Here is a 22,136-nt window from a genome sequence, read left to right on the forward strand (position 1 = left end):
TTTCGCGCAACTATTCGTTGTTGAGGCGCACCGGAACCGATTGTGGCTGGCCACGGCGGGCCTGCACGCGCAGCAGGATCGCCCCGCGACCGGCGGCGCGCGCTTCTGCGATCACTTGCTCCAAGGCTTCGAGCGTCGGCACCGCGCGGCCATTTGCCGAGAGGATCATCACCCCGCGCGCAAGGCCGCGCCGCTCGGCATCGGTGCCCGGCGCGACAGCGGTGATCGCCAGCCCGCGTGTATCGGTGGATACGCCCAGCTGGCGAGCAATCGTCGCGTCAATCGGGATGGCCTGAATGCCGAGTGCGTCCTGCACCAGGCTGGAGGAGCCTTCCGGCGCCATTGCGTTCGGCTGGTCTTCCTCGTTCTGGAACATCTGCTGGCGCGCCAGCTCTTCCGCACTGGGGCGGCGACCGACAGTAACGGTCACGCGCTGGCGCTCGCCATCGCGGATATAGACCAGCGGCACCCGCGTGCCCGGCGCGATATTGGCAACGATGAAGGACAAGGTGTTGTCCGGCGTCACATCCTCGCCATTGACCGAGATAACCACGTCGCCCGCGCGCAGGCCTGCGTCGTCGGCAGCTTCGCCCGGCTGCACGCCCTGCACCAGTTCGCCACGATTGCGCTCGATGCCGAGCGCTTCGGCGATGTCTTCATTGACCGGCTGGATCTGCACGCCAAGGAAGCCGCGTTCGATCGTCTCGCCCGCGATCAGCTGGCGCACGATGGGCGCAGCCACTTCGGCGGGGATGGCAAGGCCGATGCCGACACTGCCGCCCGATGGCGAGAGAATGGCGTTGTTGATGCCGATCACATTGCCCTGCATATCGAACAGCGGGCCGCCCGAATTGCCGCGATTGATCGCCGCATCGGTCTGCAAATAGCGGTCATACGCGCCCGATCCGACATTGCGCAGCACCGCCGAGACGATGCCGCTCGTCACCGTGCCGCCCAGGCCGAAGGGGTTGCCGATGGCAATCACCCAATCACCGACACGCGCCTCGCTCGAATCGCCGAAGCGCACGAAAGGAAAAGGCTCCCCGCGGGTAATCTTGAGTACGGCCAGATCGCTGTCGGGATCGGTGCCCACCAGTTCCGCCTCGTATTCGCGGCCATCGGGCAGAGTGACGGTCACCTCTTCCAGCGTGGCGCGCGCATCGGGCGCGACAACGTGGTTGTTGGTGACGACATAGCCGTCTGCCGAGACGAGGAAGCCCGAGCCAAGCGATTGCGCCTCGCGCGTTTGCGGGCCTTGCTGGCGCGGCTGCTGCTGGAAAAACTGGCCGAACGGCGTGCCTTCGAACGGGTTGCCCTGCGCTTCCACCGTGATCGACTGGCGGGTGGAGATATTGACCACCGCCGGCTGCAATTGCGCGGTCAGGTCGGCAAAGCTCGCCGGGGCGCCCGCGCGCGGCACGATATTGCTCATCGGCGCGGAATCGTTCTGCGCCACCTGCGCGCCCGCAGGCTGGCCGGTGATCATCGAAATGGTGGCGCCGCCCAAAAGCAGCGCGCTGGTGATGCCGTAGGAGTATTTCACTGGCTTCACGTCCTTATCGTCCTTTGTCTCAATCGGTCTTCACGCAACGCGCGCGCACCGCATTCTATCCCGAGGGCAGTGCAGCGCACAGCGGCTGAACGCGCGTTTAACGACAGATGTAGTCGCTATCGCGCGCGTTCATGCAGAAGCTTATCGTCCGCCGCGGAACTGGCGGAGGTAATCATTGTCCGGGCTCAGAATAACCGCGCTCTCGCCGACATTCTCGCCTTCACGGGCGGGGCCGAAGGTTGTGCGATAACTCTGCATGGCGCGGTAGAAATCGTAAAAGCCCGGGTCCTGATTGTAAGCTTCGGCATAAATCCGCGCGGCTTCGGCCTCGGCCTCTGCCCGGATGATCTGCGCATCGCGTCGACCGCCCGCGCGGATCGTTTCCGCCTCTTCCTGCCGGTCCGATTCCATTCGCTGGAATGCAGCATTGAGCGGGCGGCCTTCGGGCAAGTCGGCGCGCTTGATGCGCACGTCGATAATCTGTGCACCATAGCTGCGGGCTTCGGCATCCAGAGCGTCGCGAATGTTTTCCATCGCTTCCCCGCGTTCCGGCGTGAGCAAGCTGACAAACGGTCTGCGACCCAATTCCTGCCGCAACGCAGAGGACAGGATCGGTTCAAGCTGGCCGGTCAAATTCTCCTCGGTGCGTGCGCGTTCGACAAACAGCACCGGATCGAAAATGCGATAGCGCGCGTAGGCGTTGACTTCGAGGCGTTGCTGGTCGTTCGACAACACGGTTTCGCCTTCCATATCGAGGCTGAGAATCCGGCGGTCGACCATTTGCACACGTTCAAGGAACGGAATGCGCCACTGGATTCCCGCACCCGTACCGCCGAATTCCTGCGTCGGATCAAAACGGTTGATGACCCGGTGCGGCTCCCCGGCGCGGATGACCACGCCCTGCTGCGTTTCGGGCACTACCACCAGCGTGCTGAGCGCCACCGCAATCAACGCGATAACCGCGAAGACCGAGCTTTTATGGTTCTGGAGAAACGAGTCCATTTTACTGTCCTCCCTGCGGGTTCGGCGTGACGGTGAGCGTATTGCCTTCACGTGCGCGGCGATTGACTTCGGGCAGCGGCAGATAGGGCGTGACCCCGTCGGCTTCCACAATCACCTTGTCGGTGCCGCGCAGCACGCTTTCCATGGTTTCGTAATAGAGGCGCCGCCGCGTCACTTCGGGCGCGAGCACATATTGTTCGTAAATCTCGTTGAACTGCGCCGCGTCACCCTGCGCCTGCGCCAGCAATTGTTGCTCATAACGGCGCGCTTCGTTCAGCGCCTGCTCGCGGTTCTGACGCGCGGCCAGCACATCGTTGAAGGCGTCGATGACTTCTTCGGGCGCCTCGGTGCGGTTGATTTCCACCCCGTCGATGGCGATCCCCGCGCCATAGGCGTCGAGAATTTGCTGCATCCGCGTGCGCACCCGCAACTGTACCGATGCGCGTCCTTCACCCGACAGGACATTGTCCAGCGTGGTCTCGGCAATCGCAGCGCGCATGGCGGCTTCGGCCACCTCTTGCAGCGTGTCCTGCGGATCTTCCAACTCGAAGCGGTACTGCACCAGATCGCTCACGCGCCAGCGCACCAAGTAAGAGAGGTCGACGAGATTCTGGTCCCCTGTCAGGATGAGGTTGTCACCCCCTTGGTCCCCAATCGGCAATTCGCGGATCTGGTCGGTATTCTCGATATCGACGGTCTGGATCGGCCATGGCGCGGTCAGGTTGAGGCCATCGTTCAGATCGCCTGCATAAGCACCGCCGAACCACGTCTTGATGCCCTTTTCCGAAGGCTGGACGATATGCACAGAGGTGATGCCGACCCATATAAGCACGATGCCGACAAGCATGACCGGCAGCCAGCTTTTGCCGCCGGGCCGTTCGGGCAGGCGGAAATTGGGGCCGCGCGGGCCACCGCCGCCGCCGCGACGCGGGCCTTCGGGGCCGCGGTTCCTGAAAATGTCTTCGATATTGGCCGAGCGACGCGGGCCATCGCTGCCGCTGCCACCGGGCACCCAAGGATTGCGCGGCCCGTTGTCGGAGCCGCCAGACGAGCCATCGCCCCCGTCTCCGCCATCATCACCACCGCCACTGCCAGAGGGCTTGCCCCAAGGGTTGCGCTTGCCGGCCATTGCCAGACCGATCTTTTCGAATAATCCGCCGAAACGTTCCATATGTCTCTCTATAAGAACCCGCCGCGCAAAAAACAGGGGTTTGATCGCGCAAAATTGCTGACCGCGCGTGGCAGAGCCGCTAGCAGGCGTTGATATGAGCTCCGATACCGCAATCAGGTCAGGCCTTCCGCCCGAACTTTCGGGCCTTGTCCGCAGCGCCTCTTTCAAAGACGGTACCGCCACGATTATCGCCGATGCCACCGGCCTCGGCAAAGCCGCCGCCGCGCAATTGCAGCGCGAGCTGGAGGAAGCGGCAGGCGCGGTTGCAGGCGTGGAGCAGGTGCGGGTCGCCATGATGGCGGACAAGGTAGAGCGGCAGATCATCGCCGTGGGATCGGGCAAGGGCGGCGTCGGCAAATCGACGCTCACCGCCAATCTCGCCGTGGCGCTGGCGGCGACGGGCAGAAAAGTCGGCGTGGTCGATGCCGATATCTACGGCCCCTCGCAGGGGAAGTTGCTCGGCAGCGAGGGCGTGAAGCTGCGCGCGACCGAGAAGATGCTGATTCCGCACGACAGCGCATACGGCGTGCGCATGGTTTCGATGGCGCAGCTCATTGATCCGGGCAAAGCGCTGGCGTGGCGGGGGCCGATGGTTGGTAGCGCGCTTGCGCAGCTGATGGAGGCCGATTGGGGCGATACCGAAGTCCTGCTGGCCGATCTGCCGCCGGGCACGGGCGATGTCCAGCTGACCATGCTGCAGAAGTTCAAGCCGGTGGGTGCAGTGATCGTTTCCACCCCGCAGGATCTGGCATTGATCGACGCCGCCCGCGCTATCGACCTGTTTAATCAGGCGAATGTTCCGATCCTCGGCATTGTCGAGAATATGGCTGGCTATCTCTGCCCGCATTGCGGCGAGGCGAGCCATCCCTTCGGGCAAGGCGGTGCGGAAGCGGCGGCGGCTGAGATCGGCGTGCCGTTTTTGGGCCGCATCCCGCTCGCCATGGCTATCCGCGAGCAGTCCGATGCGGGCACGCCGCCTGCATTTGCGGACGAAAAAGCGGGCGAACCCTTCCGCATACTGGCTGCACAATTGGTTCAACAGCTGGAGCGCGCACGGTGAAGCTCTCGCGCCGCGGCCTGCTGACCGGCGCTGCTTTGGGCGGCGGACTGTTGGTCGCATGGTCGCTGGTGCCGCGCAGTTTCGATCACCCGCTCGAACCCGGGCCGGGCGAGGCGGCGTTCGATGCCTGGCTCAAAATCGCCAGCGACGGGGTGGTGACCGTGGCCGTCCCGCAGCTGGAAATGGGGCAGGGGGTGACCACCATCCTGCCGCAGATCGTGGCGATGGAGCTGGGCGCGGACTGGCGGCAAATCGCGGTCGAGCCCGCGCCCGCCAGCGGGGCCTATGCCAATCTTCCGCTCGCTGCCGCTTGGGCGCCCCTGTGGAAGCCGTGGGTGGAAAGCCTTGCGGACGAGCCCGATGACCGGATGCTCAAACGCTGGGCGCAGGATAACCGCTTCACCGTCACCGCCGCCGGATCGACGCTCGCCGCCTATGAAGAGGCGTGCCGCAATGCCGGCGCTTCCGCGCGTGCCATGCTGGCGATGGCCGCTGCCGAGCTATGGGACGTCGAGTGGGAACAATGCCGCGCCGAGGCGGGCTTTATCTATCACGATGACAAGCGCGCCAGCTTTGCCGAACTGGCGCTGGAGGCCGCGCGCCAGTCTCCGCCCGATCCGCCGCCCTTGCGCTCTGCACCGCCTGCCGAAAGCGCGCCGGTTGTCGACGCGGAAGATGACGAGCGCGTTTTGCCTTTCCCCCGCCTCGATCTGCCGAGCAAGGTTGATGGCAGCCATATCTTCGCAGGCGATGTGCGCCTGCCCGACATGGTCTTCGCGGCAATCCGCCACGGGCCGTTCCGCAAGGCCGAACTGGGCGAATTCAACGAGAACCGCGCGGCGGGCCAGCAGGGCCTGATCAGCGTGGTGCGCGGCAAACGCTGGCTCGCGGCAGTGGCGGAAAACTGGTGGGCGGCGGAAGAGGCGCTGCGCAAGATCGCGCCCAGCTTCCGCATCGAAGGCGCGGTCGACAGCTTTACAATCGCCGAAGCGCTCGACAATGGGGTGCGCAGCGGCCCGGCTTTCAATGTCGACCAGCGCGGCGCAGGCGATGAAGGCTACGCGCCCGATTTCGCCTTGCGTTACGACGTCGCCCCCGCGCTCCACGCCACGATAGAAACCACCAGCGCCACCGCGCGCTTTACCGACGGCTTCCTCGAATTGTGGATGCCCACGCAAACCCCCGAAGCCGCGCGTGCGGCGGCGGCGAAGGCTTTGGGCATTTCGACCGCCAACACCGTGCTCTACCCCGTCTCGGCAGGCGGCAGTTTCGACCGGCGGCTGGACAATCAGGCGGCCATCGAAGTCGCTTTGATCGCGCGCGAGGCGGGGCGTCCGGTGCAGCTCACCTGGTCGCGCTGGCAGGAACACGCCGCCTCCTATCCCCGCGCGCCGGTCGCCGCCTTTATCGGAGCCGAATTGCGCGAGGAAGGCTCCATCAGCCAGCTGCGTGCGCGCATTGCCTCGCCATCGACCATGCGCGAATTCGGCCACCGCCTGTTCGACAACACCGCCGACTGGGCGGCGATGGCGGGTGCGGGCGACCAGCCCGACCGTTCGATGGTCGAAGGGATGATGCAGGCCTATGCCATCCCCGATGTGCAGATCCAGCATATCCCGGTGGAGATCGACCTGCCCACCGCAAGGATGCGTGGCGGCGCGGACGGCTACACCGCCTTCTTCCGCGAATGCTTTATCGACGAGGTGGCGCTGCGCCACAGCCGCGAACCGCTGAGCTACCGCATCGCCATGCTGGGGCAGGATGCGCTGATGGCCGATGTGCTGCAACGCGCCGGACGGCTCGGCGCGTGGGACGGCGCGAGCGAGGGCAGCGGGCAGGGCCTCGCCTGCCACCGGATGGACGCTTTCGGCGCAACCGGTCGCATCGCCGTTGTGGCAGAGGCGAGCGCAGGCGAAGGCGGCGTGCGCGTGCGGCGGCTTTCCGCAGCGGTCAATATCGGGCGGATCGTCAACCGCGATATCGCCTTGCAGCAGATCGAGGGCGGGCTGGTATTCGGGCTGGCGCAGGCGCTGGGCGGGGCGACCGAATATGCAGCGGGTCTGCCCACATTGCAGCGGCTCGTCGCGCTGGGCCTGCCGACGCTCGCCGATTGCCCGGACATCCGCATCGAACTGGTCGAGAGCGAAGACCCGCCTTTCGATCCCGGCGAAATCGGCGTGCCTGCCGTGGCTCCGGCGGTTGCCAATGCCTTCTTTAGTGCTACTGGCCTTCGTCTCCGCCGCCTGCCATTGCTGTCTGCCTTTACATGACCCAACCCTTCTCCGGCCTTCCGCAGCAGCTTCCCGCTGACCACCCGCCTGTAAAGACGGGCAAGGTCGGCGTGCTGCTCGTCAATCTCGGCACGCCCGACGCGCCCGAGACCGGGCCGGTGCGGCGTTATCTGGCGCAATTCCTGTCGGACAAGCGGGTGATCGAAATCCCCTCGCTAATCTGGCAGCCGATTCTGCGCGGCGTTATCCTCAACACGCGGCCTGCGAAAAGCGCGGAAGCCTATAAGAAGGTCTGGTCGGACCGCGGATCGCCGCTGGCGGTGATTACGCAGGATCAGGCGGAAGATTTGCAGAAGCGCATGGGCGATGCCGTCCATGTCGATTGGGCGATGCGTTACGGCTCGCCTTCGATCCCCGACCGGCTCGATGCGATGAAGGCGGCGGGGTGCGAACGCATTCTGCTGGCGCCGATGTATCCGCAATATTCGGGCGCGACCTCGGCCACGGTGGTGGACAAGGTGGGTGACTGGCTGCGCGATCAACGCTGGCAGCCCGCCATGCGAACCATGCCGCCCTATCACGATGATCCGGTGTATATTGCCGCGCTGGCGAAGGACATTTCGGCGCAGCTGGACGCGCTCGCCTTTACGCCCGAAGTGCTGCTGCTAAGCTTCCACGGAATGCCGCTGCGCACACTGACGCAGGGCGATCCCTATCACTGCCACTGCCAGAAAACCGCGCGGCTGCTGACAGCGGAGCTGAACCGCCCCGATATCCGGATGGTGGTGAGTTTCCAGAGCCGCTTTGGCCCCGCCAAATGGCTCGAACCGGCGACGGATGATACGATATTGGCAGAGGCTGCCAAAGGCACCAAGCGCCTCGCCATCGCCGCGCCGGGCTTCTCCGCCGATTGCCTCGAAACGCTGGAAGAACTCGCGATGGAAGGCCGCGACGAGTTTCTCGAAGCGGGCGGCGAGGAATTTGCGACGATTGAGTGCCTCAATTCCCGCGCAACGAGCATGGATATGATCGAGACAATTGTGCGCCGCGAATTGGCGGGGTGGGTTTAGAGGCCTGCGACCTTGCGCAATTCATCGTTGATGCGCGTCTGCCAGCCTTCGCCCTTCTTCCTGAACCAGTCTAGCACATCGGCATCCAGCCGGATGGAAATCGGCTGCTTGGGATTGTCCGATTTCGGACGGCCACGACGAACCAGCTTCTTGCCGACAAAAGCATCCGCCTCGGCGAACCAGTCGTCGTCAAGCTCCGGCTTTTTATCCGGTGTCGCGTTCACGCGCTTCGTAATATTTCTGTCTTTCTCGGTCATTGGCTTTCCACATCGTAATAATGCGGCGCAGGTTGTCTCTCGGCGTCCATGTGACGATCACGACATCGGATGCGAGCATCCCGATGGAGTGGTATCTGTCTTCTTCCTCACTGTGTTTCGCGTCGAAGCGGGTGAGGTGGTAGCCTTCGAAAACCTCGCCAGCATCGGCCATATCGAGGCCGCGCTCGGTGAGAACCTGGTCGCGCTTATCCGCGTCGTACTCGATCTCCATTGGAGGTGCTCCGAATGCCGATCATCATAGGATGATCTCTGTGATTTTGTTCTAACATTTCGGCCTCCTATGCCGTGGGCATCACCGACTAATCTCGGCAATAAATCTCGTATATACGAAAAATGGACCGAGTCAATTACCGTATATACTAAAAATCAATCGCAATGCCCTTGTGCACCCAGTCGCCGTAGCGGGTGGGGCTGAGCTCTTCGTCGACCTTGCCTTCCTCCGGCTTGGGCGGCGGTTCGCTCGACCAGTGGGCGGGCTTTTTGAAGTCGGTTGGGCGTTTGGTTGCGCGTTTCATGGTTTTGGCAATGTAATCGCTTTTCCCGTCATTGCGAGGAGTGAAACGACGAAGCAATCCAGTCCCGTCGTTACTGGATTGCCGCGCGCCCTGCGGTCGCTCGCAATGACGAATTGATAGAGGCGGCGCATCGTCCTAGAGCCATCCCCCATGTCACAAATCCCCGGTCTCCTCCCGCGCCGTGCGGCGCTCAAAATGCTCGATGCGGTGTTGCGGCGGGGTGAGACGCTGGAGCAGGCGGGCGGCGCGGCGAATGGCCTGCCGTCCTTCTCCGACCGCGCTCTGGCCCGCGCGATTGCGGGTGAAGTGCTTCGCTGGCTCACCGATTTCGACGCGCTGATCGATTCGGCGACCAGGAAACCGCTGCCCGATGATGCCAAAGCGCGCATGGTGCTGCGCATGATGCTGGCGCAATGGCTGCGGCTGGAAACCCCGCCGCACGCGGTGGTGGCGACGGCCTTGCCGCTGCTCGATGGCGGGCCCAAGCGGCTGGCCCACGGTGTGTTTGCGACCCTGACACGCGGTGAGGCGGCATTGCCCGATGCGCCGAGTTTGCCCGAAGCGGTGGTGCAACGGTGGGGGGAAAAGTCCACGAGTATCGCCGCAGGCCTCTCCGCTCCGCCGCCGCTCGATCTGACCTTGCGCGGCGATGTGCCCGTCGGGCTGGAGGGCGAAAGCCTTGCCCCCGGCCACATCCGCCTGCCGCGTGGCACCGCTATCGAGAACCTGCCCGGTTTCGAGGAGGGCGCGTGGTGGGTGCAGGATCTCGCCGCTTCGATCCCCGCGCGACTGCTGGGGCAGGGCGAGGGACGAAACGTGCTCGACCTGTGCGCCGCGCCCGGTGGCAAGACGCTGCAACTGGCGAGCGCGGGCTGGCAGGTCACGTCGCTCGACAATTCGCCGCGACGGTTGGAGCGGCTGCAACAGAATCTGGAGCGCACCGGCCTCTCCGCGAAAATCGAACTGGCCGATGCGATGGGCTGGCATCCCGACGAACAATACGACGCGATCCTGCTCGATGCGCCCTGCACCGCAACGGGCACCTGCCGCCGCAATCCCGACGTGCTCCAACGTATTGGCGAGCGGCAAATCGACGCGATGGCGCTGCTGCAAAGCCAGTTGCTGGAGCGCGCGGCCAACTGGCTCAAGCCCGGCGGCACGCTGGTCTACGCGACCTGCTCGTTGGAACGCGAGGAAGGCGAGGACATTGCGGCGGGGTGCCCGCTAAACCCGCTCCCGATCACCGCAGAGGAGCTTCCCGCAGGCCTTCATCCAACGGCGGAAGGCTGGCTGCGCACCCATCCCGGAATGCTGAACGAAGCGGGCGGATTGGACGGCTTCTTCATCGCCCGCTTCAAGGGCTGAGCTGGACAGCAAGGTTAACTCGAGCGAACTCGAGCAGTTTCGCAAATCTTTACGCCGCGGCGGATAGCGCCCGCGCTTTGATCAGTTCTCGTTGGTCAAGAATCGCCGCCCACTCCTCATCGCCTTTCCATAACCTGTCCAGCTCGGTTTCGGCATCGGCAAGGCGCTCAAATGCGAAGGCAAGCCGCTCGGCAAGGTTGGGGATTCCAAGCGCGCCCTTTGCCAATTCCAGAGTCGCGACAATCTCCTGCGGAACTTCGCCCCCCCTTCGCCACTCTCCGAGGAGTGCCACCACTTCGCACATGGCCCAGAATTTCTGCTCTGTTTCCGCCGGGATATGGCCAAGCTCCGCAATGGCGTTCGGGATGCCGTTGAGCGCGGCAGCAACTGCAATCATTTGCCCCCGTTCAAGGAAGCCCAGCCAGTCTCTGGCAGCATCATTTTCGAAGACGCCTCCGCCAAACGTTCCCATTCGAGTTTAAACCTTCACCTTGCCCGCAAAGCTCTTGCGCAGTTTCATCAGCTTGGGCGGAATTACCGCCATGCAATAGGGATTGCGCTGCCCTTCGCCTTCCCAATATTCCTGGTGGTAGTCCTCCGCGGGATACCATTCGCCGGTCTCGATGGTCGTCACCGCGCCGCCGCCATGGCTTTCGTTCCAGCGGGCAATCGCGGCCTCGGCCTCGGCGCGCTGTTCGTCCGAGAGCGGGAAAATGGCCGAGCGGTATTGCGTGCCGACATCATTGCCCTGCCGGTTCAATTGCGAGGGATCGTGCGTGCCCATGAACATATCGTAGATTTCGGGAAGGCTCACCTGCGCCGGGTCGAAGGTGACTTTCACCCCCTCGGCATGGCCGGTGCTGCCGGTGCACACCGCCTTGTAGGTCGGGTTGGGCACGGTGCCGCCGATATAGCCGCTTTCGACGCTCTCGACGCCGATCACATCGTTGAACACCGCCTCGGTGCACCAGAAGCAGCCACCCGCGACAATTACTGTTTCGCTCATCACAATCTCCTTGGCCGCGAAGATGGGGACGATAGACCCGCTTGTCATCGGGCAAATGGACTGCCATTTCGCGTGGCACATATTCTTTGGGAGATTATCATGCGCAACACCCCCCTTCTCGCCGCCGCTGCCGCGCTGGCTTTTGCGGCACCGGCAATGGCACAAGACCATTCCGGCCACGGCGAACATCACGGTGCGCACCACGGCGAGCATCATGGCGGAGAGGCGCACCCGCTCGAGCATATCCTCGCCATGCCACACCGCGATGCTGACCGCGCGCGCGACCAGTATCGCCACCCTGCCGAAACGCTCGCCTTCTTCCGTATCGAGCCGACCATGCGCGTCGCCGAATATGGGCCGGGAGGCGGCTGGTACACCCGCGTGCTGCTGCCATGGGTTGCACCGCAGGGCCATTACCTCGCATTCCAGGCTGGCCGGGCACCTGCGGAAGACGGTTCCACCTGGCCGCAGCGTTTCACCGCTTCGATTGCCGCTGCCGATTGGGCTGGCGGCGCGGACATCACCGCGTTCGAAAGCAATGCCATTCCCGAAGACGTGGCCGGAACCGTGGACCGCGTGCTGATCTTCCGTTCGATCCACGGGCTGATGAACAGCAATTCCTCCGATGCCGAGCTGCGCGCGATCCGTTCGCTGCTGGCTGACGATGGCATGGTCGGCGTGGTGCAGCACCGCGCGCCCGAGGATGCGAGCTGGGATTATGCCAACGGCTCCAACGGCTATCTGCGCCAGTCGGACGTGATCCGCCTGTTCGAATTGCATGGGTTTGAGCTGGTGGATAGCAGCGAAGTCAACGCCAACCCCGCCGATCCCGCCAATTGGGAAGAGGGCGTGTGGACCCTGCCGCCCACGCTGACGCTGGGCGATCAAGATCGCGCGCGCTACGAAGCCATCGGCGAGAGCGACCGCATGACGCTGCTCTTCCGCAAACGGGGCTAACGCGCTTTGACCACGCTCAGCGTCGCCGCACTGCAACTCGCCCTCGGCAGCGAGGATGAGGGCGAGAACATCGCTGCCGTTTCCGCGCTGGTGGAAGAGGCGGCCGGCAAGGGCGCGCAGGTGATCCTGCCGCCCGAGCTGTTTTCCGGCCCCTATTTCTGCCGCGAGGAGAAGGACGCCTTCTTCGCGCTCGCCCGCCCGGTGCTGGAACACCCCTCGGTCATCGCCATGCGCGCGCTGGCCAAGGGACTAGGCGTCGCCATCCCGACCAGCTTTTTCGAGCGCGACGGGCACCATTATTACAACACGCTCGCCATGATCGGCCCCGATGGCGAGGTAATAGGCACATACCGCAAAAGCCACATTCCCGACGGGCCGGGATATGAAGAGAAATTCTACTTCCGCCCCGGGAATGACGGGTTCAAGGTGTGGGACGTTTTTGGTGCGCGCATCGGTGTCGGCATTTGTTGGGACCAGTGGTATCCCGAATGCGCGCGTGTGATGGCATTGAAGGGCGCGCAGGTGCTGTTCTACCCCACCGCCATCGGCAGCGAGCCGAAGGATGCCGAGATGGACACCAGCCGGATGTGGCGCCGCGCGATGATCGGCCATGCGGTGAGCAACTGCATGCCCGTCGTCGCAGCGAACCGCATCGGGCATGAAGGCGGCGAGGCGGACGGAACCCGCTTCTACGGCCACTCGTTCATCTGCGACGAATGGGGTGATTACATCGAAGAATACGGTGCCGAAGAAACCGGCGTACTGACCGCGACGCTCGATCTGGAGGCCGCCCGCGAACACCGCGCCAGCTGGGGCTTCTTCCGCGACCGCCGCCCGCAGCTTTACGGGCGGATTGCCGAGGATATCTAGACTCCCCTCCCGCCTGCCCCCGGCTTTCGCCGGGACGGGTATCGGGTCGGGGTAGGGGCCTAATTATCTATGCCAAGCTATCCCGACGACCACACCTATCTGATCGCGCTCGGCAGCAACCAGCGGCACCGCGTCTTCGGCGCGCCGCGCGAGGTGGTGGCGACCGCGATGGAATTGCTCGACGGCACCGCAGGCACCGTCACCGCCCGCTCGAACATCATCGACAGCGCGCCGGTAGGCCCGTCGCAGCGGCGCTATGCCAATGCCGCATTGCTGCTCGAGACGCGGCTGAACCCGCTCAACCTGCTCGCCGTGCTGAACGAGGCTGAGGCGGCGCTGGGCCGGGTGCGGCGCGGCCAGCGATGGCGCGCGCGCGTGCTCGATCTCGACATCGTGATGTGGAGCGGAGGGATTGTTGCCGAGCCCGATCTTCTCGTCCCGCATCCGCGCTTCCGCACCCGCGACTTCGTGCTCAAACCCGCCGCGCAGATCGCTCCGCAATGGCGCGATCCTCTGACGGGCCTGACGCTGCGCCAATTGGCGGCGCGGGTTTAGAAGGCACCACCATCCACCTGAGCAATTCTCCCCTCCCCTTGGGGAGGGGCCGGGGGTGGGGGTTCCACGCCAATTTGACGCCGTACCCCCATCCCAACCCTTCCCCAAGGGGAAGGGCTTTTTGGTGCGAAAGGCTGCCGGCGGGTTTAATCCAGCACCGAGCGCGTGCCGCTCACCACAATCGCCTGGCCGATCTCGACCGTCTGCGCTTCAAGCCCGAACTGGAGCGCGACAATGCCGTCGCGGCGCATCGCGCGGTCGGCGGGCGCGGTGACTTCGTAAAAGCCCCAGTCGGTATCGATCACCACCACTTCCTCGCCGAACCCGGCATAGGGTGGCTGGTTGATCTGGAACCGCACCTGCACACGGCCCTTGCCGTCTTCCGCCTCGCTCGACACGGTGCGGGCGAAAAAGCCGATGGTCAGCTGTTCTTGCGCGCGCACCGGCGCCAACAGCGGGATGTTGAGCCCGCCATCATAGACATTGGCCGAGCGGCCGATGGAGACGCGATTGGCCGCGCCGCCGCCGGGAATGCTGTCATCCTGCACCAGTTCGCGGGTCACGCCATAGGCATCCCATGAAAGGCTGGTCGGATCATTGAGCAGACCGCCGGTCAGAATGTCGTCGATTGGCACCAGTTCGGCGGGCAGGCCGGGCGTGTTGCGCGGCTCGATGGTTTCCTGCGCCGATGCGGTTCCGGCCAGTGCGAGCGATGCTGCGGCTCCGGCAATAACGAAAAACTTCATAGCGATCCCTCTCCCGTTACTTGCGAGTCTTTGACCCGTTCCTGCCTCACGTTGTCGATAACGTTCACAAACCAGTCGATCAAGAGCTTCTGCGATGGCACGGTGACCTACCGCTTGACCCGCTCCGCCCGCGCCACTAGGTGGGCGCCTCCGGACGCAAGCCGTCCTGCCCGTGGGGGCCCTTAGCTCAGTCGGTAGAGCAACTGACTTTTAATCAGTAGGTCGCTGGTTCGAACCCAGCAGGGCTCACCACCCGTTTTCCACCATGATTTCCACGATTAACGGCGCTGCGCGAATTTACGCGTTTGTACTTCGTTAGTCATAAAGCTGTCGCGGCCGGAGCATAGTGCTCGCCGAAACCGATTCGTCCGGACCGCGGGAGCGGCACCGGCTCAGCTTCAAGGAATAGCAGCATGGTAGCCGGCACCACTTCGACCGTTTTCATCAACGAAATCCACTACGATAATGACGGCGCGGATGTCGGCGAGTTTATCGAGATCGCCAATACCGAGGAACAGGATCTTACCGGTTGGACGATTGTCCTTTACAACGGCAATAACGGCGAATCCTACGCGACCTTCCCCATCACCGGTTCGGCGATGCTCATCGCGATTGCCACGGCGGGCATCCAGAACGGCTCGCCCGACGGGATCGCGCTGGTCGATGCGATGGGCAATGTTGTGCAATTCCTTTCCTACGAAGGCAGTTTCACCGCCACCAACGGACCCGCGATCGGCCTCACCAGCACCGATATCGGTGTTTCGGAAACCGGCACCACACCGGTCGGCCAGTCGCTCCAACTGACCGGCACCGGCTCCACCTATGGCGACTTCACCTGGGCCGCACCGGCCACCGCGACCAGCGGTTCGGCGAACACCGGCCAGGTGCTGGAAGCGCCGACCCCGCCCGAACCGGTCATCTTCATCAACGAATTGCATTACGACAATGACGGCGCCGATATTGGCGAGTTTTTCGAGATCGCGGGCACGGCGGGGCTCGATCTGACCGGCTATTCGGTGGTGTTCTACAATGGCGGTAACGGCGAAAGCTATGGCACCGTCAACCTCTCCGGCACGATCGATGACGAAGGCGACGGCTTCGGCGCGTTGAGCTTTACCTTTGCCAATATGCAGAACGGTTCGCCCGACGGGCTGGCACTGATCGATCCGGACGGCAATGTTGTCGAGTTCATCTCTTACGAAGGCAGCTTTACCGCTACCAACGGGCCTGCCGTGGGCGTCACCAGCACCGATATCGGTGTGGCCGAGACCGGCACGACGCCGATTGGCCAATCGCTCCAGCGCACCGGCACCGGCGAGGATGCAGCGGACTTCAGCTGGACAGGGCCGCTAACCGCCAGCGCCGGTTCGCTCAATGCCGGGCAGACGTTCGGCCCACCGGTGGTGGTGAATCCCGGCACTTTCAGCATTGCCGATGCGAGCGTTGTCGAAGGCGATAGCGGCACCACCGATCTGACTTTCACCGTCACCCGCACCGGCGGCAGCGATGGCGCGGTCACCGTGGATTTCGAGGTGTTGCTGGATGGCACTGCGGATGCCGCCGATGTCGGCGTGCTACTGCCCTCGGGCCAGTTGAGCTTTGCCGACGGTGAGACGAGCAAGACCTTCACCGTCACCATCAACGGTGACACCGATATCGAGCCGAACGAGACCTTCTCCGCCACGCTTTCCAACCCCGGCGGCGGCGCGACCATCAGCGCGACCGGCGGCAGCGCGACGGGCACGATCACCAATGACGATTTCGCGCCGCAAGGCCCGGCGACCGTTTTCATCAACGAAATCCATTACGACAATGCCGGAGCCGATGCGGGCGAGGCGGTCGAAATTGCCGGGCCTGCGGGCACCGACCTTACCGGGTGGCGGCTGGTGTTCTACAATGGCGGGGACGGCGCCGCCTATGCGACGCTGAACCTGAGCGGGGTCATTCCCGATCTGGATGACGGCTTCGGCACGCTCGGCTTTACCCAGAGCGGCATCCAGAACGGTTCGCCCGACGGCCTCGCGCTGGTCGATCCTCTGGGCAATGTGGTGCAATTCCTCTCCTACGAGGGCACGCTGACGGCGACGTCCGGCCCTGCGGCGGGGCTGACCAGCGAGGATATCGGCGTTGTCGAAGACGGCGCGACCCCGCTCGGCTTCTCGGTGCAGCTCACCGGCAGCGGCAATATCTACAATGACTTCACCTGGACCTCTCCGCGCGACGACAATTTCGGTGCGGTGAACACCGGGCAGGATTTCACCCCGGCCAATCCGGCAGGCGCGCTGTTCGTCTCGGATGCGAGCGTTGTTGAAGGCGATAGCGGCACCACCACCATCACTTTCAACGTCTTCCGCGTGGGCGGTGCCACCGGTGCGGTAACGGCGGACTTTGCGGTCCAGTTCGGTAGCGCCTTTACCGATGCCGATGCCGCCGATCTTTCCGGAGCGACCAGCGGCACGGTGAGCTTTGCCGATGGCGAAACCTTCCAGACGATCACCCTGCAAGTGGCAGGCGATACAACGCCCGAGCCGAGCGAGTTCTTCACGCTCGCCCTTGCCAATCCCACCGGTGGTGCAACCATCGGCGACGGAGCCGCGCGTGGCCAGATTACAAATGACGATCCGCTGACCTTGCAGATCGGCGAGATCCAGGGCGCAGGGCACGCCTCGCCCTATGTCGGCAATATCGTGACCACGACCGGCATTGTCACCGCCGTCGCCAGCAACGGCTTTTATCTGCAGGACTCCGGCGATGGGGACAGCGCCACGTCGGACGCGATCTTCGTCTTTACTGGTTCTGCTGTCGCGTTCATTCCGGGCGACGGGGTGACGGTGACCGGACTGGTCGAGGAATTCCTCGGCGGCGGGGATACCTCCAACCTCACCGTTACCCAGATCACCAATCCGACGCTGGCTCTGACCAGCATCGAGAACCCGCTGCCCGCTGCGGTGGTGATCGGCCCCAACGGCCTCACCCCGCCAACCGAAACGATCGATGATGACCTCTTCGGCCTGTTCGATCCGGCGAGTGACGGCATCGACTTCTGGGAAAGCCTGGAAGGGATGCTGGTCACCATTGAAAACCCGGTGGCAGTGGACAGCACCAACGGCTTTGGCGAGCTTTGGACTGTGGCCAGCGATGGCGCAGGTAATCTGGAAGCGAGCAATGTTTCGGCCGGCGGCTTTGTCGTCATCGATGGCGGCGCGGGCGGTCTGGGCGCGTTCGATCAGGGCGCGGGTTCGGATTTCAATCCCGAACGCATCCAGATCGATGTCGCGGGCGAGCTGAACGGCGTGTTGCAGGTTGTGCCCGATGTCACCCCGGGCACGCTGCTGGGTGATGTGACCGGCATTCTCACTTATGCCTTTGGCAATTACCAGGTGCAGCCGACCGCTGCCGTAACGGTGGTCGCCGCAGGCACCGGCACAGCCGAAACCACATCGCTGGCGGGCGCGGCCAACCAGCTGACCTTGGCGACCTATAACGTCCTCAATCTCGATGTGAACGATGCCGATGGCGATGCCGACGTGGCCAATGGCCAGTTTGCGGCAATCGCCTTCGACATCGCATCGCACCTTAACAATCCCGATATCATCGTGCTCGAGGAAGTGCAGGACGATAGCGGTTCGGTGAATGACGGCACGGTTTCCGCTGCCCTCACCTTGCAAGCGCTGTCCGATGCAATCTTCGCCGAAAGCGGTGTGCGCTATTCGTGGTTCGACAATCCCTTCGTGATCGATGGCGAGACGGGCGGCCAGCCGGGTGGCAATATCCGCGTGGCGTTCCTCTATCGTGACGACCGGGTGGATTTCGATCCGACAAGCGCCTTCACCATCACCGATCCGGTGAGCGGAGAGCTTGATGCCGCGTTCCAGGGCTCGCGTGCGCCACTGGGCGGGGTGTTCACCTTCAATGGGGAGGAGATCTCCGTCATCGGTAACCACTGGACGTCGAAGATCGGTTCCGAAACCACCTTCAGCGCCAACCAGCCACCAGCAAATGCCGGCGAGCTGACCCGCGCGGCGCAGGCGGCAGCGGTCAACGCCTATATCGACGCGCTGCTGGCCGCCGATGCGGATGCCAATGTGCTGGTGGCAGGGGACTTCAACGAATTCCATTTCGAAGACCCGATGGAAGTGCTGACGGGCGAGCTTGATTTCGCCGGGGGTGCAACCAGCGCGGGCAGCGAGGTCGTGCTGACCAACCTCACCTACCTGCTCGCGCCCGAGGAACGCTATACCCTGCTGTTCGAGGGGAACGCGCAGCAGCTCGACCACATCCTTGTTACCAGCGGTCTGGCAGATGGCGCGGTCATCGATATCGTGCACACCAATTTCGTCGCCGGGCCGGGCGCGCGCGCGTCGGACCACGATCCGGTGCTCGTCCGCCTGAATGTCGGCACGCAGACCATTCTGGGTGACAAGTTCCGCAACACACTCAACGGCAATGACGGCGATGACATCATCTTCGGCGGTCTCAGCCGTGACCTGATCGATGGCCAGGGCGGCAATGATATCCTGCGCGGCGGCCCCGGGCGTGATATTATTGTGGGCGGCACAGGCGACGACATCCTCTACGGCAACAATGAGGCTGACACGCTGGGCGGCGAAGAAGGCGACGACACGCTCTATGGCGATAAGGGTGAAGACCGGCTGGTTGGCGGGATCGGCAATGATGCCCTCTATGGCGGCAATCAGGACGATGTGCTTTCGGGCGGCGAGGGTGATGACCGCCTGTTCGGCGAGAACAATGCCGACCGGCTGTTCGGCGATGCGGGCAACGACATACTTGACGGCGGCAACGCTGCCGACTGGCTCGATGGCGGCACCGGGATGGACATCCTGACTGGCGGGGTGGGGATCGATACTTTCGTCCTCCATGCCGATGGGACGGCAGCCGATGCCGACACCATCACCGATTTCGGGCAGCTGTTCCCCTTCTACGACACCATTCTGATCGAGGGCGCGGAAGGCCGCACGATCACCGTGGTGCAGGACGGCGCGGACACGCTGATCGAGGCCGACGGCGTGCTTGTGGCCAGAGTGCTTGGCGTGCAGGCCACGGTGGTCGAAGCGGCAATCACTTATCCGGCGGTTGCGACCAGCAGTTACGAAGAAAGCGCATCGCCCTATGCCGATATGGCGATCGTGCCGGTCGATCCGTTCGATCCGCTGGGTGGCCAGCACTTCGCCTGACACACCGCGCCAGCGGCAGGCATCGGGGGGAGGGCGCGCTGCGGCGGGCTCTCCCCCTTTGCTTTCGGGCCGACGCGACCATGGTGTGAATTGACCAACGGGCGCATCCTGTGCCACGGCCTCCGCCGAAGAGGAGAGCTGCACGAATGTCCGCCAATATCGCCGAAATGGAACGCCGCCGGGAGGCCGCCCGCATGGGTGGCGGGCAGAAGCGCATCGATGCGCAGCACGCCAAGGGCAAGCTGACCGCGCGCGAGCGGCTCGATGTGCTGCTCGACGAAGGCTCGTTCGAGGAACTCGACACCTATGTCGAGCATGACTGCACCGATTTCGGCATGGATGGCCAGAAGATCCCGGGCGATGGCGTTGTGACCGGCAGCGGCACGATCAACGGGCGGCTGGTCTTCGTGTTCAGCCAGGATTTCACTGTCTTCGGCGGCTCGCTTTCGAAACGCCATGCGGAGAAGATCTGCAAGGTGATGGATATGGCGATGAAAGTCGGCGCGCCGGTGATCGGCCTTAACGATTCTGGCGGTGCGCGGATTCAGGAAGGCGTCGCCAGCCTTGGCGGCTATGCCGAAGTGTTCCAGCGCAACGTGCTCGCATCGGGCGTGGTGCCGCAGCTTTCGCTGATCATGGGCCCCTGCGCAGGCGGCGCGGTGTACTCGCCTGCCATGACCGACTTCATCTTCATGGTGAAGGACAGCTCCTATATGTTCGTCACCGGCCCCGAAGTGGTGAAAACCGTCACCAATGAAGAGGTGACGCAGGAGGAACTGGGCGGCGCGGTGGTGCACACCACCAAGACCAGCGTCGCCGATCTCGCGCTCGAAAACGATATCGAGGCGCTGCTCGCCGCGCGCGAGCTGATGGGTTTCCTCCCCGCCTCCAACCAGTCCGAACTGCCCGAACTGCCCACCAGCGATCCGTGGGACAGGCTGGAAGACAGCCTCGACACGCTGATCCCCGCCAACGCCAATATGCCCTACGATATGCACGAGGTGATCGCGAAGGTGGTGGACGAGGGCACCTTTTTCGAAATCCAGCCCAAGCACGGCGCGAACATCATCACCGGTTTCGGGCGGATCGAGGGGCGTCCGGTGGGCTTTGTCGCCAACCAGCCGATGGTGCTGGCGGGCGTGCTCGACATCAATGCCAGCCGCAAGGCCGCGCGTTTCGTGCGTTTCTGCGACGCCTTCAGCATCCCGATCGTGACGCTGGTGGACGTCCCCGGCTTCCTCCCCGGCACGGCGCAGGAGCATAACGGCATCATCAAGCACGGCGCGAAACTGCTCTTCGCCTATGCCGAGGCGACCGTGCCCAAGATCACCGTCATCACCCGCAAGGCCTATGGCGGCGCCTATGACGTGATGGCGTCGAAGCACCTGCGCGGCGATTTGAACTACGCCTGGCCTACGGCCGAGATCGCGGTGATGGGCGCGAAGGGCGCGGTGGAAATCATCTTCCGCCAGGACCGCGACGACCCCGACAAGATTGCGGCGAAAACGGCGGAATATGAAGAGCGGTTTGCGAACCCCTTCGTGGCGGCTTCAAGGGGCTATGTCGACGAGGTGATTTACCCGCATTCGACGCGGAAGCGGATTGCGCTTGGGCTGCGCAAGCTGCGCGGGAAGGTGCTGGAGAACCCGTGGAAGAAGCATGATAATATTCCGTTATGAAGGCGAAAGGCAATGAACTTAGACGATGTAATGGATCAGATTGATGCCAAACTGATGGCCAACCCCGGCCCAGAAAAGGACGTCCTGTCCATCGACGAATTCAGCCTGTTGCTGGTTCAAAACTTCGGAAGTTTGGTCGGAGATACTGGCATCTATGAGTGGTGCTACGAAGAAGATCCTCAGGTCGCCGAAGACACTATCACTTGCCTCAGGTACGTCGGTGCCGATGACCTTGCTCGCCTAGTCACCGATTATCTCGCGAACGACAAATCGCATTATGAAGCGGTTTACGCGGGCGAAGAGGAGTTCGCTCCGTCGCGCGACTATGAGGCCGAAATCAAGGCAACTTCCGGGGATGCCGACGGAAACATCGAAGATTATCTCCGCATGATACTGGAGCGATTTGCCCGCTCGAAGGGCATGATGTGACATGAAACTTGGCCGTCTAAACCACATCGGGGTCGCCACGCCCTCCATCGCGGACTCGATCGCGTTCTACCGTGACGTCATGGGCGCGACGCATATCCACACGCCGTTTGACCTGCCCGAGCAGGGCGTGAAGGTCTGCTTCGTCGACACGCCGGGTGAGAACGGCACGCATGGCACGCAGATCGAGCTGATCGAGCCGCTGGGGGAAAACTCCACCCTCGCGGGCTTCCTCGCCAAGAACCCGCTGGGCGCGCAGCATCATGTCTGTTTCGAGGTGCCCGATATCGCCGAGGCGCGCACCGAGTTCGAGGCCATGGGCAAGCGTATTCTCGGCCCCACGCGGCTGGGCGCGCACGGCACGCCGATCTTCTTCCTCCACCCCAAGGACATGATGGGCCAACTGACCGAGATTATGGAGACGCCCAAGGACGGCGCGCATTGGTCGAACTGATCCC

20 protein-coding genes and 1 tRNA gene are annotated in these 22,136 nt (G+C 63.6%); 12 read left to right on the top strand and 9 right to left on the bottom strand.

Annotation, left to right across the window (positions count from 1 at the left end):
• Positions 1-10: 10 nt before the first annotated feature.
• The 3 genes from ACS0VV_RS01095 to hflK form a co-directional block, all read right to left on the bottom strand.
• Positions 11-1,543, bottom strand: coding sequence for a trypsin-like peptidase domain-containing protein (locus tag ACS0VV_RS01095; RefSeq protein ID WP_483533476.1), 1,533 nt, complete (start codon positions 1,541-1,543; stop codon positions 11-13).
• A 150-nt stretch (positions 1,544-1,693) separates the two neighbouring features.
• Positions 1,694-2,554 (bottom strand): protease modulator HflC, encoded by an 861-nt coding sequence (hflC, locus tag ACS0VV_RS01100; RefSeq protein ID WP_483530900.1) that lies wholly within the window; start codon positions 2,552-2,554, stop codon positions 1,694-1,696.
• Position 2,555: 1 nt separating this feature from the next.
• A complete protein-coding gene (gene hflK / locus ACS0VV_RS01105; RefSeq protein ID WP_483530901.1) occupies positions 2,556-3,725 on the bottom strand; it encodes a protease modulator HflK in 1,170 nt (389 codons plus the stop codon).
• Between the two features lie 94 nt (positions 3,726-3,819).
• Here hflK and ACS0VV_RS01110 point away from each other — a divergent pair, with 94 nt between their 5' ends.
• Genes ACS0VV_RS01110 through hemH form a run of 3 tightly spaced genes read left to right on the top strand, consistent with a single transcriptional unit; the run spans position 3,820 to position 8,086 of the window.
• Positions 3,820-4,785, top strand: a complete 966-nt coding sequence (locus ACS0VV_RS01110) for an Mrp/NBP35 family ATP-binding protein (RefSeq protein ID WP_483530902.1) — start codon at positions 3,820-3,822, stop codon at positions 4,783-4,785.
• The gene (locus ACS0VV_RS01115; RefSeq protein ID WP_483530903.1) at positions 4,782-7,055 is read left to right on the top strand and encodes a molybdopterin cofactor-binding domain-containing protein; all 2,274 of its coding nucleotides are present in this window, start codon (positions 4,782-4,784) and stop codon (positions 7,053-7,055) included. The genes ACS0VV_RS01110 and ACS0VV_RS01115 overlap by 4 nt, the downstream gene beginning before the upstream one ends.
• On the top strand, positions 7,052-8,086 hold the full coding sequence (hemH, locus tag ACS0VV_RS01120; protein ID WP_483530904.1) for a ferrochelatase: 1,035 nt from the start codon (positions 7,052-7,054) through the stop codon (positions 8,084-8,086). Before ACS0VV_RS01115 ends, hemH begins: the two co-directional genes overlap by 4 nt.
• Here the strand turns inward: hemH and ACS0VV_RS01125 are convergent.
• From ACS0VV_RS01125 to ACS0VV_RS01135, 3 genes are all read right to left on the bottom strand, one after another.
• On the bottom strand, positions 8,083-8,310 hold the full coding sequence (locus ACS0VV_RS01125) for a BrnA antitoxin family protein (RefSeq protein WP_483530905.1): 228 nt from the start codon (positions 8,308-8,310) through the stop codon (positions 8,083-8,085). The two genes, hemH and ACS0VV_RS01125, sit on opposite strands and share 4 nt — an antisense overlap.
• A complete protein-coding gene (locus ACS0VV_RS01130; protein WP_483530906.1) occupies positions 8,291-8,575 on the bottom strand; it encodes a BrnT family toxin in 285 nt (94 codons plus the stop codon). Before ACS0VV_RS01130 ends, ACS0VV_RS01125 begins: the two co-directional genes overlap by 20 nt.
• A 148-nt stretch (positions 8,576-8,723) precedes the next feature.
• On the bottom strand, positions 8,724-8,879 hold the full coding sequence (locus ACS0VV_RS01135; protein ID WP_483530907.1) for a DUF1674 domain-containing protein: 156 nt from the start codon (positions 8,877-8,879) through the stop codon (positions 8,724-8,726).
• A gap of 150 nt (positions 8,880-9,029) precedes the next feature.
• Between ACS0VV_RS01135 and ACS0VV_RS01140 the strand changes: the two genes are divergently transcribed.
• Positions 9,030-10,244 carry an RsmB/NOP family class I SAM-dependent RNA methyltransferase gene (locus tag ACS0VV_RS01140; protein WP_483530908.1) on the top strand — a complete coding sequence of 405 codons (1,215 nt, stop codon included), beginning with the start codon at positions 9,030-9,032 and terminating at the stop codon, positions 10,242-10,244.
• Between the two features lie 49 nt (positions 10,245-10,293).
• Here the strand turns inward: ACS0VV_RS01140 and ACS0VV_RS01145 are convergent, their stop codons facing one another.
• Both ACS0VV_RS01145 and msrA read right to left on the bottom strand, forming a co-directional pair.
• Positions 10,294-10,716 carry a DUF4259 domain-containing protein gene (locus ACS0VV_RS01145; protein WP_483530909.1) on the bottom strand — a complete coding sequence of 141 codons (423 nt, stop codon included), beginning with the start codon at positions 10,714-10,716 and terminating at the stop codon, positions 10,294-10,296.
• Positions 10,717-10,722: 6 nt separating this feature from the next.
• Positions 10,723-11,250, bottom strand: a complete 528-nt coding sequence (msrA, locus tag ACS0VV_RS01150; RefSeq protein WP_483530910.1) for a peptide-methionine (S)-S-oxide reductase MsrA — start codon at positions 11,248-11,250, stop codon at positions 10,723-10,725.
• A 99-nt stretch (positions 11,251-11,349) separates the two neighbouring features.
• Between msrA and ACS0VV_RS01155 the strand changes: the two genes are divergently transcribed.
• The 3 genes from ACS0VV_RS01155 (at position 11,350) to folK (ending at position 13,632) form a co-directional block, all read left to right on the top strand.
• Entirely contained in the window at positions 11,350-12,207 is an 858-nt protein-coding gene (locus ACS0VV_RS01155) for a class I SAM-dependent methyltransferase (protein WP_483530911.1), read from the top strand.
• Positions 12,208-12,213: 6 nt separating this feature from the next.
• Positions 12,214-13,077 (top strand): N-carbamoylputrescine amidase, encoded by an 864-nt coding sequence (aguB, locus tag ACS0VV_RS01160; protein ID WP_483530912.1) that lies wholly within the window; start codon positions 12,214-12,216, stop codon positions 13,075-13,077.
• Between the two features lie 69 nt (positions 13,078-13,146).
• Positions 13,147-13,632 (top strand): 2-amino-4-hydroxy-6-hydroxymethyldihydropteridine diphosphokinase, encoded by a 486-nt coding sequence (gene folK / locus ACS0VV_RS01165; protein ID WP_483530913.1) that lies wholly within the window; start codon positions 13,147-13,149, stop codon positions 13,630-13,632.
• Between the two features lie 146 nt (positions 13,633-13,778).
• On the opposite strand, the gene ACS0VV_RS01170 is transcribed toward folK, so the two are convergent.
• Positions 13,779-14,378 (bottom strand): hypothetical protein, encoded by a 600-nt coding sequence (locus ACS0VV_RS01170; RefSeq protein ID WP_483530914.1) that lies wholly within the window; start codon positions 14,376-14,378, stop codon positions 13,779-13,781.
• A 176-nt stretch (positions 14,379-14,554) separates the two neighbouring features.
• Between ACS0VV_RS01170 and ACS0VV_RS01175 the strand changes: the two genes are divergently transcribed.
• The 5 genes from ACS0VV_RS01175 (at position 14,555) to mce (ending at position 22,132) form a co-directional block, all read left to right on the top strand.
• Positions 14,555-14,630, top strand: a tRNA-Lys gene (locus tag ACS0VV_RS01175).
• A gap of 161 nt (positions 14,631-14,791) precedes the next feature.
• On the top strand, positions 14,792-19,573 hold the full coding sequence (locus tag ACS0VV_RS01180) for a lamin tail domain-containing protein (RefSeq protein ID WP_483530915.1): 4,782 nt from the start codon (positions 14,792-14,794) through the stop codon (positions 19,571-19,573).
• Between the two features lie 146 nt (positions 19,574-19,719).
• On the top strand, positions 19,720-21,252 hold the full coding sequence (locus ACS0VV_RS01185) for an acyl-CoA carboxylase subunit beta (RefSeq protein ID WP_483530916.1): 1,533 nt from the start codon (positions 19,720-19,722) through the stop codon (positions 21,250-21,252).
• 12 nt (positions 21,253-21,264) lie between these two features.
• Positions 21,265-21,681, top strand: coding sequence for a hypothetical protein (locus ACS0VV_RS01190; RefSeq protein WP_483530917.1), 417 nt, complete (start codon positions 21,265-21,267; stop codon positions 21,679-21,681).
• A gap of 1 nt (position 21,682) precedes the next feature.
• On the top strand, positions 21,683-22,132 hold the full coding sequence (gene mce / locus ACS0VV_RS01195; RefSeq protein WP_483530918.1) for a methylmalonyl-CoA epimerase: 450 nt from the start codon (positions 21,683-21,685) through the stop codon (positions 22,130-22,132).
• Positions 22,133-22,136 lie beyond the last annotated feature (4 nt).

It is taken from the genome of Aurantiacibacter sp. KMU-128, assembly GCF_056933515.1.

Excerpts from the sequence above, each read along its gene's own strand:
- hflC (WP_483530900.1), bottom strand. The coding sequence starts at position 2,554 with ATGGACTCGTTTCTCCAGAACCATAAAAGCTCGGTCTTCGCGGTTATC.
- hflK (WP_483530901.1), bottom strand. The coding sequence starts at position 3,725 with ATGGAACGTTTCGGCGGATTATTCGAAAAGATCGGTCTGGCAATGGCC.
- ACS0VV_RS01110 (WP_483530902.1), top strand. The coding sequence starts at position 3,820 with ATGAGCTCCGATACCGCAATCAGGTCAGGCCTTCCGCCCGAACTTTCG.
- hemH (WP_483530904.1), top strand. The coding sequence starts at position 7,052 with ATGACCCAACCCTTCTCCGGCCTTCCGCAGCAGCTTCCCGCTGACCAC.
- ACS0VV_RS01130 (WP_483530906.1), bottom strand. The coding sequence starts at position 8,575 with ATGGAGATCGAGTACGACGCGGATAAGCGCGACCAGGTTCTCACCGAG.
- ACS0VV_RS01135 (WP_483530907.1), bottom strand. The coding sequence starts at position 8,879 with ATGAAACGCGCAACCAAACGCCCAACCGACTTCAAAAAGCCCGCCCAC.
- ACS0VV_RS01140 (WP_483530908.1), top strand. The coding sequence starts at position 9,030 with ATGTCACAAATCCCCGGTCTCCTCCCGCGCCGTGCGGCGCTCAAAATG.
- ACS0VV_RS01145 (WP_483530909.1), bottom strand. The coding sequence starts at position 10,716 with ATGGGAACGTTTGGCGGAGGCGTCTTCGAAAATGATGCTGCCAGAGAC.
- msrA (WP_483530910.1), bottom strand. The coding sequence starts at position 11,250 with ATGAGCGAAACAGTAATTGTCGCGGGTGGCTGCTTCTGGTGCACCGAG.
- ACS0VV_RS01155 (WP_483530911.1), top strand. The coding sequence starts at position 11,350 with ATGCGCAACACCCCCCTTCTCGCCGCCGCTGCCGCGCTGGCTTTTGCG.
- folK (WP_483530913.1), top strand. The coding sequence starts at position 13,147 with ATGCCAAGCTATCCCGACGACCACACCTATCTGATCGCGCTCGGCAGC.
- ACS0VV_RS01170 (WP_483530914.1), bottom strand. The coding sequence starts at position 14,378 with ATGAAGTTTTTCGTTATTGCCGGAGCCGCAGCATCGCTCGCACTGGCC.
- ACS0VV_RS01180 (WP_483530915.1), top strand. The coding sequence starts at position 14,792 with ATGGTAGCCGGCACCACTTCGACCGTTTTCATCAACGAAATCCACTAC.
- ACS0VV_RS01185 (WP_483530916.1), top strand. The coding sequence starts at position 19,720 with ATGTCCGCCAATATCGCCGAAATGGAACGCCGCCGGGAGGCCGCCCGC.
- ACS0VV_RS01190 (WP_483530917.1), top strand. The coding sequence starts at position 21,265 with ATGAACTTAGACGATGTAATGGATCAGATTGATGCCAAACTGATGGCC.
- mce (WP_483530918.1), top strand. The coding sequence starts at position 21,683 with ATGAAACTTGGCCGTCTAAACCACATCGGGGTCGCCACGCCCTCCATC.